Raw genomic sequence first — 13,790 nt, 5'->3', positions numbered from 1 at the left:
CCAGCACCATGTCGATCGACGTCAACAACGAGTCCGGAACCGAGGTCGACGAGCAGGCGATCCTCGACATCGCCCGCTACGCGCTCGCGCGGATGCGCATCCACCCGCTCTCCGAACTCTCGGTGATCGTCGTGGACGAAGATGCCATGGAGCAGCTGCACATCCAGTGGATGGACCTGCCGGGGCCCACCGACGTCATGTCCTTCCCGATGGACGAGCTCAGGCCGCCCAGCAAGGACGACGACGAGCCCCCGCAGGGCCTCCTCGGCGACATCGTGCTGTGTCCCGAGGTCGCCAAGAAGCAGGGCGAGGAGGCCGAGACGCAGCACTCCATGGACGAGGAGCTCCAGCTCCTCACCGTCCACGGCGTGCTGCACCTGCTCGGCTACGACCACGAGGAGCCCGACGAGAAGGCCGAGATGTTCGGCCTGCAGGCGGCCATCGTGGACGGATGGCGGCAGGAGAAGGGGCTGACCGGCCCGTCCCCCGCGCCGACCGTCTCATGAGCCTGCCCCTGGTCTCCGGCGCGATCGCCCTGGTCGTCGTCGCCTGGCTCGCCGCCTGCGCGGAGGCGGGCCTCGCGCGCGTCTCCAGCTTCCGCGCCGAGGAAGCCGTACGGAACGGCCGGCGGGGCAGCGCCAAGCTCGCGCAGATCGCCGCCGACCCGACCCGCTATCTCAACGTGGCGCTGCTGGTGCGCGTCGCCTGCGAGATGGCGGCGGCCGCCCTGGTCACCTACGCCTGTCTCCAGGAGTTCCCGGGCACCACCCGGGCCCTGCTGGTCGCGATCGGCGTCATGGTGCTGGTGTCGTACGTGGCGGTGGGCGTGTCCCCGCGCACCATCGGCCGCCAGCACCCCCTCAACACGGCGACCGCGGCCGCGTACATCCTGCTCCCGCTGGCCCGGATCATGGGCCCGATCCCGTCGTTGCTGATTCTCATCGGCAACGCGCTCACCCCCGGCAAGGGCTTCCGCCGGGGCCCGTTCGCCTCCGAGGCGGAGCTGCGCGCACTGGTCGACCTCGCCGAGAAGGAGTCCCTGATCGAGGACGAGGAGCGCCGGATGGTGCACTCGGTCTTCGAGCTGGGCGACACCCTGGTGCGGGAGGTCATGGTCCCGCGGACCGACCTCGTCGTCATCGAGCGCTACAAGACGATCCGTCAGGCCCTGACCCTGGCCCTCAGGTCCGGGTTTTCGCGCATACCCGTCACCGGGGAGAGCGAGGACGACGTCGTCGGGATCGTGTATCTGAAGGACCTGGTCCGCAAGACGCACATCAGCCGGGACGCGGAGAGCGAGCTGGTCTCCACGGCCATGCGGCCCGCGGCCTTCGTGCCCGACACCAAGAACGCCGGTGACCTGCTGCGCGAGATGCAGCAGGACCGCAACCACGTGGCCGTCGTCATCGACGAGTACGGCGGCACGGCCGGCATCGTCACCATCGAGGACATCCTCGAGGAGATCGTCGGCGAGATCACCGACGAGTACGACCGTGAACTCCCGCCGGTGGAGGACCTCGGCGACGACCGCCACCGGGTCACCGCGCGCCTCGACATCACCGACCTCGGCGAGCTGTACGGGCTCGAGGAGTACGACGACGAGGACGTGGAGACCGTGGGCGGGCTGCTCGCGAAGGCACTGGGCCGGGTGCCCATCGCCGGGGCGTCCTCCGTCGTGGAGCTTCCCGACGGGCGCGGGCTGCGACTGACCGCGGAGGCCGCCGCCGGACGCCGGAACAAGATCGTGACGGTGCTGGTGGAGCCGGTGGGCGCCCAGGAACCGGTGGAAGCGGAGAAGGAGTCCGAGTGACCGCCGAGGAACTGCGCGCCCTGTGCCTGTCGTTCAACGCGGCGGTGGAGGACTTCCCGTTCAGCCCGGAGATCTCGGTCTTCAAGGTGCTCGGCAAGATGTTCGCCCTGAGCTGGCTGGACAACCGCCCCCTGACGGTCAACCTCAAGTGCGACCCCGAGGACGCGATCCGGCTCCGCGCCGACCACCCCGGGCTGATCATCCCCGGCTACCACATGAACAAGCGTCACTGGAACACCGTCACCGTCGACGGCGAGCTCCCGGACCGTCTGGTCCGGGAGCTCGTCGAGGACTCGTACGACCTGGTGGTGGCCGGTCTACCGCGCGCCGAGCGGCTCCGCCTCGACCGCCCCTGAGCGCACCCGCAGACCCACCGCGACCAGGACCGCCGCCGCCAGCACGAGCGCTGTGTCCAGGGCGAGGACCGTGTGGACACCGGACAGCAGGTCGTCCGAGGTGGTGGCGAGGACGCCCAGCAGCGGGATGCCCACGGTCAGGCCCACCTGCTGCGTGGAGGTGACCAGGCCGGTGGCCAGGCCCTGCTCCTCGTCCGGGACGCCGGAGGTGACCGTGACGCCGTACGAGATGATCGCGCCCAGGTGGCACATGCTGGCCAGGGAGACGGCGGCCGTGGCGAGCCACACGGACCAGGTCCCGGAGTCCAGGCCGAGCAGGGCGGCGGTCAGCGCGCCCTGGCCGACGAGCGAGCCGACCAGTGAGCGGCGCGGGCCGAACCGGCCGATGACCTTCGGGGCGTAGGCGCCGGCCACCGCCGACAGAACGCCCTGGACGCCGAAGACGAGGCCGGTCTCGAAGGCCGACAGGTGCAGGATCTCCTGGAGGTAGAGGGTCAGTGCGAAGACGACCGTCGACATCATCGAGAAGGTGACCAGACCGCCGATGTTGCCCCACGCCACCGTGCGGCGGCGCAGCATGGGCAGGGACACCAGGGGCTGCGCCGTACCGGACTCGACCTTGACGAAGGCGGCGAGGAGCAGCAGGCCCGTGACGAGGGTGACGACGACGTCCGGGCGGCCGAAGCCGTGGTCGGCGGCCGTCGACAGGGCGTAGATCAGGGCGAGCAGGCCCGCGGTGACCGTGATCGCGCCGGGCACGTCCAGACGCGGGCGGTCCGGAGTGCGGGACTCCGGCACCAGGGCGGGGGCCAGCGGGAGCACGATCAGGGCGAACAGGGTGAGCAGGCCCATCGTGGAGCGCCAGCCGAGGGTGTCCGTGAGGGTGCCGCCGGCCACCATGCCGACGGTGAAGCCGAGCGAGAGCAGGGTGCCGGAGATGCCCAGGGCGCGGTCGCGGGCCGGGCCCTCCGGGAAGGTCGTGGTCAGCAGGGACATGCCGGTCGGCACGATCGCCGCCGCGCCGAGACCCTGCAGGGCGCGTCCGGCGAGGAAGGACGCCGGGTCCCAGGCGAAGGTCGCGAGCAGGGAGGCCGCGCCGAACAGGGCGAGGCCCGCCAGGAAGAGCTTCTTGCGGCCGTAGAGGTCTCCGATGCGGCCGAACAGCAGCAGGAAGCCGCCGGACGGCAGCGCGAACGCCGTGACCGCCCACTGCAGGGCGGACGGGCTCATGCCGAGGTCCGCGCCGAGGACGGGCAGGGCGACGTTCAGGACGGAGAAGTCCAGCGCGACCATGAACTGGGCGGCGCACAGGACGAACAGGACGAGCTTGTCGCGTGTCGACAGCCGGGGGGTGTCGAGCGAGTCGGTGGTGGGGCTTGTGGTGTCGATCGCCATGGGCAAGAGCCTGCGGCCGGCGGAATAGCCGTGGGGAGCGGCAAGTTGTGCTGGTGGTGGCACCACCAGGCAACAAACGAGGGGGAAGCGTCCGTGCCTGAGGCCGTACCCAAGAGCGAGCGGCACCGTGAGCTGCGCGAGTTCCTGATGAGCCGGCGGGCGCGGGTCTCGCCCGCCGAGGCCGGGCTGCCGGACGGCGGGGCGCGGCGGCGGACGCCCGGCCTGCGGCGCGAGGAGGTCGCCGTGCTCGCCGGTGTGGGCGCCTCCTGGTACCAGTGGCTGGAGCAGGGGCGGGACATCTCCGTCTCCCCGCAGGTCCTCGACTCCGTCGGGCGAGTGCTGCGGCTCAGCAACGCCGAGCGGCGGCACCTGTACGTCCTCGCCGGGCTGAACCCGCCCGCGCCGGAACCGGCCGCCGACCAAGGCTGCGAGGCGCTGCGGCGGCTGATCGACGCCTGGATGCCGTACCCGGCGCACATCATGGACGCGTACTACAACTGCGTGCTGTACAACGACGCCGCCGGGTGGGTGCTCGGGATGCGGCCGGAGAACACCCAGAACTGTCTCGTGGACTTCTTCACCGACCCGCTGTACCGGTCGCGATCACACAGCTGGGAACAGAACGCGCGCACCGTCGTCGCCCAGTTCCGGGCGGCCTCCTCGGCGAGGCCGGACGACGAGGGGTACCAGGAGGTGCTGGCCCGGGTCATGGAGTCGAGCGCCGAGTTCGTCGCGCTGTGGGAGCGGCGGGACATCGAGGACGCCGGGGTGATCCGCAAGGAGCTCGACCATCCGCTGGTCGGGCTGCTGTGCGTGGAGTCCACGGCGATGAGGGTGCCGGCCCGCTCCGACCTGACGGTCGTCCTGCACACCCCGCTGGACGAGGCGAACACCGCCGCCAAACTGGAGTGGCTGGCCTCACCGGAGGGGCGGCGCGGCGCGATGTACCCGGTGGCGGGGTGACGCGCCCGGCGCCGGGCGTGCTTCGTATGCTCCTGTCATGACCGACAACAGCGCGCTTGACCCCGAGGACCGCAAGATCGTCACCCTGGCCCGTTCGGCGCGGGCCCGTAACGGGGTGCCCGAGGGGGCGGCCGTACGGGACGAGACGGGGCGGACGTATGTCGCCGGGACCGTGAGCCTGGATTCGTTGCGGTTGAGCGCTCTGCGGACGGCCGTGGCGATGGCCGTGGCGTCCGGGGCGAAATCGCTGGAGGCGGCGGCCGTGGTGACCGCGGCGGAGGCCGCCGCGCCGGAGGACCTGGCCGCTGTGCGGGATCTCGGCGGGGCGGGCACCCCGGTGCTTGTCGCTGCACCGGACGGGACGGTACGGCTGACCCAGTCGGCCGGCTGACGCTTTTTATTCGCTCAACATTTCCGCCGCGTGACGTTTTGTTTTCCGTACCGGAATAGGGCCGGGTGATTGTCCCTTCGGGGTGGGCACTTGTCCCGGTCGGGGAGAGGACATTGTCACCCGGTGATGGTGACTGCTGTCCGTAGAAGGTTTCCGCGGTGCCGCCATAGAGTCACTTTCTGAAAACCCGGGACGACGGGTCCCCGCGATCGGAAAGGCGGCCGATGAAACGCGTGCACCGAACCGAAGTGAAGGCGGAAATCGTAAGGGAACCGGGCGCGAAGGAAACCACGCACCGGAAACTGATCGACACCCCCGACGGCGCCGACCGCTTCGTCCTCACCGAGTTCGAGGTGGCGCCGAACGGCTCCACCCCACCCCATCACCACGACTGGGAGCACGAGATATACGTGCTCGACGGCTCCATGGGCCTCGTCCTGCCCGACCAGGGCCGCACCGAGCAGGTCGGACCGGGCGAGGCCATCTTCATCCCGCGCGGCGAACCGCACGGCTTCGTCACCGGCCCCGACCAGACCTGCCGTTTCCTCGTCGTCGCCCCGTGCGAACGACCCCCCGTGCGCAACGTGTTCCTCTCCGAGGACCCCTACGAGTACACGCAGATGCCCGAGTACACGAGCCTCCTGGAGCGCAAGTGACCACCACCACGGCAGCCGCGGACCTCGACTCCTCCCGGGTCCACTCCGTCCTGACCGCCTACCTCCAGTCCAAGGCCGTCTTCACGGCGATCGACCTCGGCGTCTTCGAGGCACTGGAGAAGCAGCCCGCCACCCTGGCCGAACTGGCCGACGGACTCGGCCTCGAACGGCGCCCCGTCCGCGCCCTGTTGGTCGCGCTCACCGGCCTGGAGCTGGTGCGCGCCGAGGACGGCAGGTACCTCAACTCCGAGGAGGCCAGCCGCTATCTCGTGGCCGGCCGCCCCGAGTACATGGGCGGGTTCGCCGCCCACCAGAACTCCCACTTCGGCCACTTCGCCCGCCTCGACGAGGCCGTCCGCAGCAACGCCTCGCTCAACCAGCGTGTCCTCAAGCAGGGGTACCGCGACCAGGGCGCCGCCCAGGGCGAGGGCCGCGAGGGCACCGGGCGGCTCATCCAGGCCATGCGGGTCAGCTCCCGGCTCCAGGCGGGCAAGCTCGCCGAGGCCGCCCCGCTGGACGGCGTCCGCCATGTCGTCGACCTGGGCTGCGGCTCCGGCGACTACTCCATCGCGCTGGCCACCCGCCACCCCGAGCTGCGGGTGACGGCCCTCGACTACCCGGCGGTGACCGACCTGGCCCGCGCCAACGTGCGGGAGGCCGGGCTGGAGGACCGCGTCGAGGTCAGGGCCGCCGACATCATGGCGGACGAGTGGCCGGCGAGCGACGCCGTCCTGCTCTCCCACGTGCTCGACGGCTACGGCCCCGAGCGCGCCGCGCACCTGGTGCGCCGTATCCACACGCATCTGCCCGCCGACGGGCTGCTGCTGGTGCACTCCCACATGCCCACCCTGGCCTCCGGACTCTTCCCCGCGATGTTCGGGCTGATCCTCCTGGTCAACACCGAGGAGGGCGAGGTCCGCGACGTGGACGAGATCCGCGGCTGGGTCGAGGACGCCGGGTTCCGCCGGATCACGACCCGGAACGTGTCCCTGCTCTCCGGCCTGCTCACGGCCACCAAGTAGGTACCGGTGATGACGGACGCACCGTCTCCCGCCGAGGCGCTCGCCCGCTACGAGAACGCCCCCGACCCCGGTCCGCTGCTGGCCCTGAACTTCGGCTTCGCCAGGGCCAGGGCGCTCGGTGCGGCGGTGGAACTGGGCGTGTTCACCGCACTGGCCCGGACCCCGCGCACCGCCCGCGAACTCGCCGTGGACCTGGGCTGCGACCCGCGCGGGGTACGCGATCTGCTCGCCGTACTGGAGGAGTTCGGGCTGCTGGCCGCGGACGGCCACGGGCGGTCCGAGCCGGCGGAGTCCGAGCCCCCCACCGCCGACGGCGAGCCGCGTCTCGGGCTCACCGGGCTCGCCCGCGCGTATCTCGTCGACGGCCGACCCGGCTGTCTCGGCGGGCACTTCGCCGACGTGCTCGCGCAGTGGGACCGGTGGGCCACGCTGACCTCGGTCGTCCGTACCGGCGAGCGCTCCGGGGACCTCGGTGCGCCGGCCGCGCGGGGGCGGCATCCCGGGTTGTTCGGGGGCGCGTTCCCGCTCGCCGTCCGGGTCGCCTTCGACGCGGTGCGTGAGCTGCGGCCCGTCCCGGCGGGCCGGGTGCTGGACCTTGCCTGCGGCGCCGGAGAGTGGGGCATCGCGCTGGCCGCCGCCGACCCCGGCGCCCGGGTCACCGCGCACGACGACCCGGCACTGCTGGCCCAAGCGCGGGCGCGGGCCGAGGAGTTCGGGGTGGCCGAGCGGTTCCGCTTCGTGCCCGCCGACTTCGACGCCCCGCCGTTCCCGGACGCCGGGTTCGACACCGTCGTCCTCGCGCACGCCGGCCGTTTCGCCGGACCCGCGGACACGGCCCGGCTGCTGAGGGAGGCCGCCCGTGTCCTGCGCCCCGGCGGCACCCTGCTGGTGGCCGACGTCATGCGCCCGCAGCCGGACGGGCCCGCCCTGAGCCGGCCGATGCTCGCGCTCAGCCTGCTCGTCAACACCGCCGACGGCACGGTCCTGGCGGCCGAGGAATACCGCGCCCTCATGGAAGAAGCCGGCGTCACGGCAAAGGAATGCGTCACACGGGGGCTGGTGACGGCCCAGACAGGTGAAAGGCGATAAAACCATGCGAGAAGTGGTCGTCACCGGGCTCGGAGTAGTCAGCCCGGCCGGAACGGGAAAGCAAGCCTTCTGGGACACCGTCTCGGCGGGCAAGAGCGTCACGAAATCCCTTTCCGACATCACGAGTTCCACCCTTTTCAAGTCCTTCGAATTCGCCTCGGACGCGGTCGCCGAGGTCCCCGATTTCGAGGAGCAGCTCCCCGCGCTGCCCCCGGAGGTGCGGCGCCTCGACCGTTACGTCCAGTTCGCCGTGGTGGCGGCCCTCCAGGCCGTCCGGGACGCCGGTCTCGAGGCCGGCGGCCACACCCCGGAGCGCACCGGCATCTCCCTGTCCACGGCGATCTGCGGCACCCCGAAGATGGAGGAGGAGTTCCTCGCCGTCACCGACGAGGGCCGGCTGCCCATCGACCCCGCCAAGGCCGGCCGCGACCTGTATCTGGCGTCCATGTCGAACACGCCCGGGGCCGTGCTGTCGGCGCTGCTCAACGCGCAGGGCCCCTGTGTGACTCTGTCCACGGGCTGCATCGGCGGTATCGACGCGGTGGGCCACGCCTTCGAGACGATCGCCCACGGCGACGCCGACATCATGATCGCGGGGGCCAGCGAGGCACCGATCACCCCGGTGACCGTCGCCTCCTTCGAGATCATCAACTGTCTCTCCCGCGCCCACCGGGACCGCCCCGAGACGGCCTCGCGCCCCTACGACGCCGACCGCGACGGCTTCGTGCTCGGCGAGGGCTGCGGGGTGGTCGTCCTGGAGGAGCGCGAGCACGCGCTGCGCCGGGGTGCCACGCCCTATCTCCAGATCGCCGGGTTCTCGCACAGCTCCAACGCCATCCACATGACCGACCTGCTCTCCGACGGGGCCGACCTGACCCGCGCCATGAGCCAGGCCATCGAGCGCTCCGGGGTGCGACCCGGCGACATCGACCACGTCAGCTCGCACGGCAGCTCCACCCGGCAGAACGACACCTGCGAGACCAGCGCCCTCAAGCTCGCGCTCGGCGAGCGCGCCCTCCAGGTCCCGGTGAACTCGGCGAAGTCCATGCTCGGTCACGCCCTGGCCGCCGCCAGCGCCATGGAGATCGTGCTGTGCGCCCTCGCCGCGGAGCACTCCTACGTCCACCCCACCGCCAACTACGAGAACCCCGACCCCTCCTGCGACCTCGACTACGTGCCGGGCACCGGGCGTCCCTGGGACGGCGAGGTCATCCTCAAGGACGCCAGCGGCTTCGCGGGGCTGCACGCGGCGATGGTCGCCCGGGCCGAGCGCGCGGGGGTGGCGCGATGAGCGTCGTCGTCACCGGCATCGGCGCCCTCACCCCGGCCGGCACCGGCCTCGACCCCCTGTGGGAGAGCGCCCGCGACGGGGTCTCGCACCTCGCCGCCATCGACCGCTTCGACGCCTCGGCGTACGCCTGCCCGGTCGCCGGCCAGTCCGGCTTCGACGCGGAGAGCGAGCTGCCGTCCCGCTTCGTCAAGCGCACCGACCGCTTCACCCACCTCGCCGTGCACGCGGTCCGCCAGGCGCTGGCGGACGCCCGGGTCGTGGTGGGCGAGGACACCGACCCGGAACGCACCGGCGTCATGGTCGGCAACGTGCTGGGCGGTTGGGAGTTCGCCGAACGGGAGCTGCGCAAGCTGTGGACCGACGGCCCGCGAGCCGTCAGCCCCTACCAGGCCACCGCCTGGTTCCCGGCGGCACCGCAGGGCAACATCTGCATCGACCAGGGCATCAGGGGGCCCGCCCGCACCTTCGTCGCCGACCGGGCGAGCGGGGCGTACGCGTTGATCGGCGGCGCCGAGGCGCTGCTGCGCGACCGGGCCGACGTGGTGCTCGCGGGCGGGGTGGAGGCGCCGCTGTCGCCGTACGGCTGGCTCTGCCTGGAGACCAGCGGGCTGGTCGCCAAGGCCCGCGCCTCGCTCGCCCCGCACGAGCTGTACCGGCCCTTCGACGCGGGACACGGCGGCAGCGTCTTCGCCGAGGGCTCGGTGTTCCTGGTGCTCGAACGCCGGGAGCACGCCGAGGCCCGCGGCGCCCGGATCCTCGGCGAACTCGCCGGCTGGGGCGTCAGCACCGACGGCTACATGCCGTACTACACGGTCGAACCCACCGGACAGGTGCTGGCCCGGGCCATGAGCACCGCCACCGAGCGGGCCGGGATCACGGGCGGCGACCTGGGCGCGGTCTTCGCGCACGGCTCGGCCATCCCCTTCGAGGACGTCACCGAGGGCTACGCCCTGTACGAGGCGTTCGGCGCCGACGCGGGCCGGCTGCCGGTCACCGCGCCCAAGTCCGGCTTCGGGCATCTGCTCGGCGCGGCGGCACCGGCCGACGTGGCGCTCGCGCTGCGGGCCATGGCGGAGGGCTCGGTGCCGCCCACCGTGAACGTGGACCGACCGGCACCGGGCATCGACCTGGACCTCGTCCGCGACGGGGCGCGCCGGGACACCGGCTGGGAGCACACGCTGGTGGTCTCCCGCGGACTGGGAGGGGTGAACGCATGTCTGCTGCTGAGGCGTTGATGGCCCAGGTCATCGGGGCCACCCCCGCGACGGTGCGGGGGGTCGGCATCGACGTGGTCGACGTACAGCGGCTGCGGGCCATGCTGGAGCGGCGCGGACAGCCGCTGTGCGACCGGCTGTTCACCCCCGCCGAGCAGGCCCTGTGCGAGGGCGGCTCGCCGCGCCACCGGGCCTGCCGGATGGCGGGCCGGATCGCGGCCAAGGAGGCGGTCCGCAAGACGCTCGGCGGCTACGGGCAGGGCTGCGGCTGGCTGGACATCGACGTCGGCCGCGCGGTGTCGGGACAGCCGGTGCCACGGCTGTCCGGACGGGCCGAACGGGCGTTCCGGCTGGCCTCGTTCACCGGACTGCATCTGAGCATCACCCACGAGGCGGGCGTCGCCGTGGCGATCGCAGTCGCCGTCTGACGACCGCACAGGAACGACCGAACCGCACAGGAACGACCGAACCGCACAGGAACGACCGAACAGGCTGAGGAGACAGGACGTCATGGACGTACGGGAACAGGTGGTCGCCGTCATGCGCGGGGTCGGGTTCGACGCCGGGGAGCTGGCGGACGACCGGCGGCTGGCGGAGGACCTCGACATCGACTCGACCGAACTGGTGGAGATCGTCGTCGCGTTGGAGCAGCACTTCGGGATCGGTATCGACGCCGAGGCCGAGGGCGGGTTCACGGTCTTCGGGGACCTCGTGGAGTGTGTCGGACGGCTGCTGTCCGCGGGCAGCACGGTACGGGGGTGACGCGGTGCCGCGCATCGAGAACGCCATCGTGATCGGGGCCGACGCCGAGCTCGTCTTCGACCTCACCAACGACATCGCGCGCTGGTCGGAGATCTTCGACGAGTACAGCGACGCCAAGGTCCTCTCCGAGGAGCGCGAGGGCCGGTGGACGGAGATCGTCTTCGAGCTGACCAACGAGGAGGGGGCGAGCTGGCGGTCCTGGCGCATCCTCGACCACCGCGAGCTCGTCGCGGTCGCCGAACGCCGGGACCCGCTCTACCCGTTCCGCTACATGCACCTGCGGTGGAGCTACGAGCCGGTCCCCGAGGGCACGGCGATGACCTGGGTGCAGGACTTCGAGCTCGACGAGAAGTTCCCGGTGCCGCTGGAGACGGTCCTGGAGCGGATGAACACCCACACCCGCCACAACCAGGCCGGCATCAAACGCAAGATCGAGTCCGGAGACGTACGGCCGTGAGGTCCCCGGTGCGGGTCGCCGTCACCGGGTCCATCGCGATGGACCACCTCATGTCCTTCCCCGGCCGCTTCACCGAGCAACTCGTGCCGGACCAGCTGCACAACCTGTCCCTGTCCTTCCTCTCCGACCGGCTGGAGATCCGGCGCGGTGGCGTCGCCGCCAACATCGCCTACGGGCTGGGGCGGCTCGGCGCCGCCCCGGTGCTGGTCGGCGCGGCCGGGGCCGACTTCGCCGACTACCAGGTGTGGCTCAAGCAGCACGGTGTCGACACCGACTCGGTGCTGGTGGTGCCCGGTGAGCACACGGCCCGGTTCGTGTGCACGACGGACGCGGACCACAACCAGATCGCCACGTTCCACGCGGGCGCGATGCGGGCGGCGTACACGATCGCCCTGCGGGACGTACGCGAACGGGTCGGGGCGCTGGACCTGGTGGTGGTGTCGCCGAACGACCCCGCGGCGATGCTCCGGCACACCGGGGACTGCCGTGGCGGCGGGCTGTCGTTCGTCGCGGACCCCTCGCAGCAGATCGTCCGGATGGGGCGGGAGGACGTGCGGTCCCTGCTGGCCGGGGCCCGGCTGCTGTTCACCAACGCGTACGAGTCCGCGCTGCTGCGGGAGTGCACCGGCTGGACCACCGGGGAGGTGCTGGAGCGGGTCGGCACCTGGGTCACCACGCTCGGCGCGGACGGCGTACGGCTCGAACGCGCCGGCCACGAGCCGGTGGTGGTCCCCGGAGTTCCCGAGGTGGCCGTCGCCGACCCGACCGGCGCGGGGGACGCACTGCGCGCGGGCCTGCTCGCCGCCCTCACCCAGGGCGTACCGCTCGCCTCCGCCGCCCGTCTGGGCTGCGTCCTCGCCTCCTTCGCCCTGGAATCCGTCGGCACCCAGACCTACGCCCCGTCCGCCCGCGCGGTGGCGACCCGCCTCCGCGATGTGTACGGCGACCGGACGGCACGGGAACTGGCCCCGATGCTGGGGAGGTCGCGGTGAGCCGGGAGGGACGGCCGGTGGTCGGGCGGGCCGGGGAGGTCGGGGAGCACCCGATGGGTCGGCAACGGCGGCTTCGCGTGGGGCCGTTGCTGATTCCCCTGGTCGTCGCCGGGGCCGTGCCCGCGGTGCTGGGGCAGTGGCTGTCCGGGCCCCGGCTGCCGCTCGCGGGCTGGGCCGCGGCGGTGGGCGGTGGCGCCCTCGTGGTGCCGGGGGGCTGGATGGTCGCCGACGCCGTCGACCGGGTCTATCTGCGGCAGGCCACCCCGCTCGGCGACCGGCCCCCCGAGCGGCTGGTGCGGTCCGGCTGGTACGCGGTGGTCAGGAACCCGATGGCCGCCGGGATGACCCTCGTCCTGGCCGGCGAGACCCTCCTGTGGTCGGCACCGAGCATCGCCCTGTGGGCCGCGTTCGTGCTGGGCGTCTCCTGGACCGCCGTCCGGCGCGTCGAGGAACCGAGCCTGGCCGAGACCTTCGGCGAGGAGTACGCCGCCTACCGGCGCGCCGTGCCCGCCTGGATACCCGGCACCGCGGTACGGCACCGCCCGCACCCGAGCGAGGAGTAGCAGTCGTGTTCGTCGACCTGAGCATCCCCGTCAGCCGCCGGGCCCCCGGCGTCGAGTTCGAGCAGTGGCTCCACCACGACGGCATCCGCCATCTCTCCCGCAGGATCCGGGCGTTGCCCGGCGACAGCCGCAGGGACCGGTTCGTCAACCACCTGCGCTGGCTCACCGGCAGCCGCCGGCTGCGCGCACGGGACCTGCCGGGCGGCTGCTTCCTGTCCAACGAGTTCTACCGGATGTCCGTCCACCAGGGCACCCACGTCGACGCGCCCTTCCACTACGGCCCCGAGTGCGAGGGACGCCCCGCCAAGAAGATCATGGACCTGCCCCTGGAGTGGTTCTGCGGACCCGGTGCGGTGCTCGACGTACGCGGCTGCGGGGGCCGGGTGACGGCCGCCGACGTCAAGGAGGCCTTGCGCACGACGGGCGCGGACGTGGGCCCCGGCTCGGTCGTGCTGTTCCGCACCGACTCCGATCTGCGCCTGGGCACACCGGCGTACTTCACCGAGTCCACGGCCATCACCCCGGAGGCCGTCGACCACCTCCTCGACCTCGGGGTGAAGGTGCTCGGCACCGACTGCTGGAGCTTCGACGGCCCGGCCCGGCGGATGGTCGAGGACTTCTTCGCCGCCCGTGACCCCGAGACCCTGTGGCCGACCCATCTGCACGGCAGGCACCGGGAGTTCATCCAGATCGAGGGGCTCGCCGGACTGCGGGCGCTGCCGGAGGGCCCGTTCACCTTCATGGCTTTCCCGGTCGCCCTCGCCGACGCCGGCGCGGCCTGGTGCCGGGCGGTGGCCCGCACCGGGCCCGCGGAATGACCCACCCGAAG

17 protein-coding genes are annotated in these 13,790 nt (G+C 72.2%); 16 read left to right on the top strand and 1 reads right to left on the bottom strand.

Translation table 11 applies throughout. The features are described from left to right. Positions 1-8: 8 nt before the first annotated feature. From ybeY to IOD14_RS36690, 3 genes are read left to right on the top strand one after another with little or no spacing between them, the layout of a single operon-like run. Positions 9-506 carry an rRNA maturation RNase YbeY gene (gene ybeY, locus IOD14_RS36700; protein WP_020136251.1) on the top strand — a complete coding sequence of 166 codons (498 nt, stop codon included), beginning with the start codon at positions 9-11 and terminating at the stop codon, positions 504-506. Further along, positions 503-1,810: a hemolysin family protein gene (locus tag IOD14_RS36695; RefSeq protein ID WP_212672551.1), complete on the top strand. Its 1,308-nt coding sequence runs from the start codon at positions 503-505 to the stop codon at positions 1,808-1,810. The genes ybeY and IOD14_RS36695 overlap by 4 nt, the downstream gene beginning before the upstream one ends. Next, positions 1,807-2,166, top strand: a complete 360-nt coding sequence (locus IOD14_RS36690; RefSeq protein WP_123989079.1) for an MmcQ/YjbR family DNA-binding protein — start codon at positions 1,807-1,809, stop codon at positions 2,164-2,166. Before IOD14_RS36695 ends, IOD14_RS36690 begins: the two co-directional genes overlap by 4 nt. Here IOD14_RS36690 and IOD14_RS36685 read toward each other — a convergent pair. Next, positions 2,128-3,561 carry an MFS transporter gene (locus IOD14_RS36685; protein ID WP_212672550.1) on the bottom strand — a complete coding sequence of 478 codons (1,434 nt, stop codon included), beginning with the start codon at positions 3,559-3,561 and terminating at the stop codon, positions 2,128-2,130. The two genes, IOD14_RS36690 and IOD14_RS36685, sit on opposite strands and share 39 nt — an antisense overlap. 147 nt (positions 3,562-3,708) lie before the next feature. Between IOD14_RS36685 and IOD14_RS36680 the strand changes: the two genes are divergently transcribed. From IOD14_RS36680 to IOD14_RS36625, 13 genes are all read left to right on the top strand, one after another. Beyond that, complete coding sequence (locus tag IOD14_RS36680) at positions 3,709-4,524, top strand: helix-turn-helix transcriptional regulator (protein ID WP_249126325.1); 816 nt, start codon at positions 3,709-3,711, stop codon at positions 4,522-4,524. Between the two features lie 37 nt (positions 4,525-4,561). After that, complete coding sequence (locus IOD14_RS36675; protein WP_212672548.1) at positions 4,562-4,915, top strand: cytidine deaminase; 354 nt, start codon at positions 4,562-4,564, stop codon at positions 4,913-4,915. 248 nt (positions 4,916-5,163) lie between these two features. Continuing rightward, positions 5,164-5,571: a cupin domain-containing protein gene (locus IOD14_RS36670; protein WP_249126161.1), complete on the top strand. Its 408-nt coding sequence runs from the start codon at positions 5,164-5,166 to the stop codon at positions 5,569-5,571. Next, positions 5,568-6,593, top strand: coding sequence for a methyltransferase (locus IOD14_RS44615; RefSeq protein ID WP_123989075.1), 1,026 nt, complete (start codon positions 5,568-5,570; stop codon positions 6,591-6,593). Before IOD14_RS36670 ends, IOD14_RS44615 begins: the two co-directional genes overlap by 4 nt. Before the next feature lie 9 nt (positions 6,594-6,602). Beyond that, positions 6,603-7,682, top strand: a complete 1,080-nt coding sequence (locus IOD14_RS36665) for a class I SAM-dependent methyltransferase (RefSeq protein ID WP_249126160.1) — start codon at positions 6,603-6,605, stop codon at positions 7,680-7,682. Positions 7,683-7,686: 4 nt separating this feature from the next. After that, entirely contained in the window at positions 7,687-8,973 is a 1,287-nt protein-coding gene (locus tag IOD14_RS36660; protein WP_123989073.1) for a beta-ketoacyl-[acyl-carrier-protein] synthase family protein, read from the top strand. Then, positions 8,970-10,208 (top strand): beta-ketoacyl-[acyl-carrier-protein] synthase family protein, encoded by a 1,239-nt coding sequence (locus IOD14_RS36655; RefSeq protein ID WP_212672547.1) that lies wholly within the window; start codon positions 8,970-8,972, stop codon positions 10,206-10,208. Before IOD14_RS36660 ends, IOD14_RS36655 begins: the two co-directional genes overlap by 4 nt. Beyond that, complete coding sequence (acpS, locus tag IOD14_RS36650) at positions 10,187-10,615, top strand: holo-ACP synthase (RefSeq protein ID WP_123989071.1); 429 nt, start codon at positions 10,187-10,189, stop codon at positions 10,613-10,615. Before IOD14_RS36655 ends, acpS begins: the two co-directional genes overlap by 22 nt. Positions 10,616-10,697: 82 nt before the next feature. Further along, positions 10,698-10,949: an acyl carrier protein gene (locus tag IOD14_RS36645; RefSeq protein WP_123989070.1), complete on the top strand. Its 252-nt coding sequence runs from the start codon at positions 10,698-10,700 to the stop codon at positions 10,947-10,949. A gap of 4 nt (positions 10,950-10,953) precedes the next feature. Further along, a complete protein-coding gene (locus tag IOD14_RS36640) occupies positions 10,954-11,406 on the top strand; it encodes an SRPBCC family protein (protein ID WP_212672546.1) in 453 nt (150 codons plus the stop codon). Between the two features lie 8 nt (positions 11,407-11,414). After that, positions 11,415-12,398: a carbohydrate kinase family protein gene (locus IOD14_RS36635; RefSeq protein ID WP_212673476.1), complete on the top strand. Its 984-nt coding sequence runs from the start codon at positions 11,415-11,417 to the stop codon at positions 12,396-12,398. After that, positions 12,395-12,961 carry an isoprenylcysteine carboxylmethyltransferase family protein gene (locus tag IOD14_RS36630; RefSeq protein ID WP_249126159.1) on the top strand — a complete coding sequence of 189 codons (567 nt, stop codon included), beginning with the start codon at positions 12,395-12,397 and terminating at the stop codon, positions 12,959-12,961. The genes IOD14_RS36635 and IOD14_RS36630 overlap by 4 nt, the downstream gene beginning before the upstream one ends. 5 nt (positions 12,962-12,966) lie before the next feature. After that, complete coding sequence (locus tag IOD14_RS36625) at positions 12,967-13,779, top strand: cyclase family protein (protein WP_123989068.1); 813 nt, start codon at positions 12,967-12,969, stop codon at positions 13,777-13,779. Positions 13,780-13,790: the final 11 nt, after the last annotated feature.

Origin of the sequence: Streptomyces sp. A2-16, from assembly GCF_018128905.1 — a bacterium.
Lineage (GTDB): Bacteria > Actinomycetota > Actinomycetes > Streptomycetales > Streptomycetaceae > Streptomyces.
Note: the sequence above shows the minus strand (reverse complement) of the source record. Positions and strands in the feature narration are given on the sequence as shown.

Excerpts from the sequence above, each read along its gene's own strand:
- IOD14_RS36655 (WP_212672547.1), top strand. The coding sequence starts at position 8,970 with ATGAGCGTCGTCGTCACCGGCATCGGCGCCCTCACCCCGGCCGGCACC.
- IOD14_RS36660 (WP_123989073.1), top strand. The coding sequence starts at position 7,687 with ATGCGAGAAGTGGTCGTCACCGGGCTCGGAGTAGTCAGCCCGGCCGGA.
- IOD14_RS36695 (WP_212672551.1), top strand. The coding sequence starts at position 503 with ATGAGCCTGCCCCTGGTCTCCGGCGCGATCGCCCTGGTCGTCGTCGCC.
- IOD14_RS36680 (WP_249126325.1), top strand. The coding sequence starts at position 3,709 with ATGAGCCGGCGGGCGCGGGTCTCGCCCGCCGAGGCCGGGCTGCCGGAC.
- ybeY (WP_020136251.1), top strand. The coding sequence starts at position 9 with ATGTCGATCGACGTCAACAACGAGTCCGGAACCGAGGTCGACGAGCAG.
- IOD14_RS36685 (WP_212672550.1), bottom strand. The coding sequence starts at position 3,561 with ATGGCGATCGACACCACAAGCCCCACCACCGACTCGCTCGACACCCCC.
- IOD14_RS36675 (WP_212672548.1), top strand. The coding sequence starts at position 4,562 with ATGACCGACAACAGCGCGCTTGACCCCGAGGACCGCAAGATCGTCACC.
- acpS (WP_123989071.1), top strand. The coding sequence starts at position 10,187 with ATGTCTGCTGCTGAGGCGTTGATGGCCCAGGTCATCGGGGCCACCCCC.
- IOD14_RS36645 (WP_123989070.1), top strand. The coding sequence starts at position 10,698 with ATGGACGTACGGGAACAGGTGGTCGCCGTCATGCGCGGGGTCGGGTTC.
- IOD14_RS36665 (WP_249126160.1), top strand. The coding sequence starts at position 6,603 with ATGACGGACGCACCGTCTCCCGCCGAGGCGCTCGCCCGCTACGAGAAC.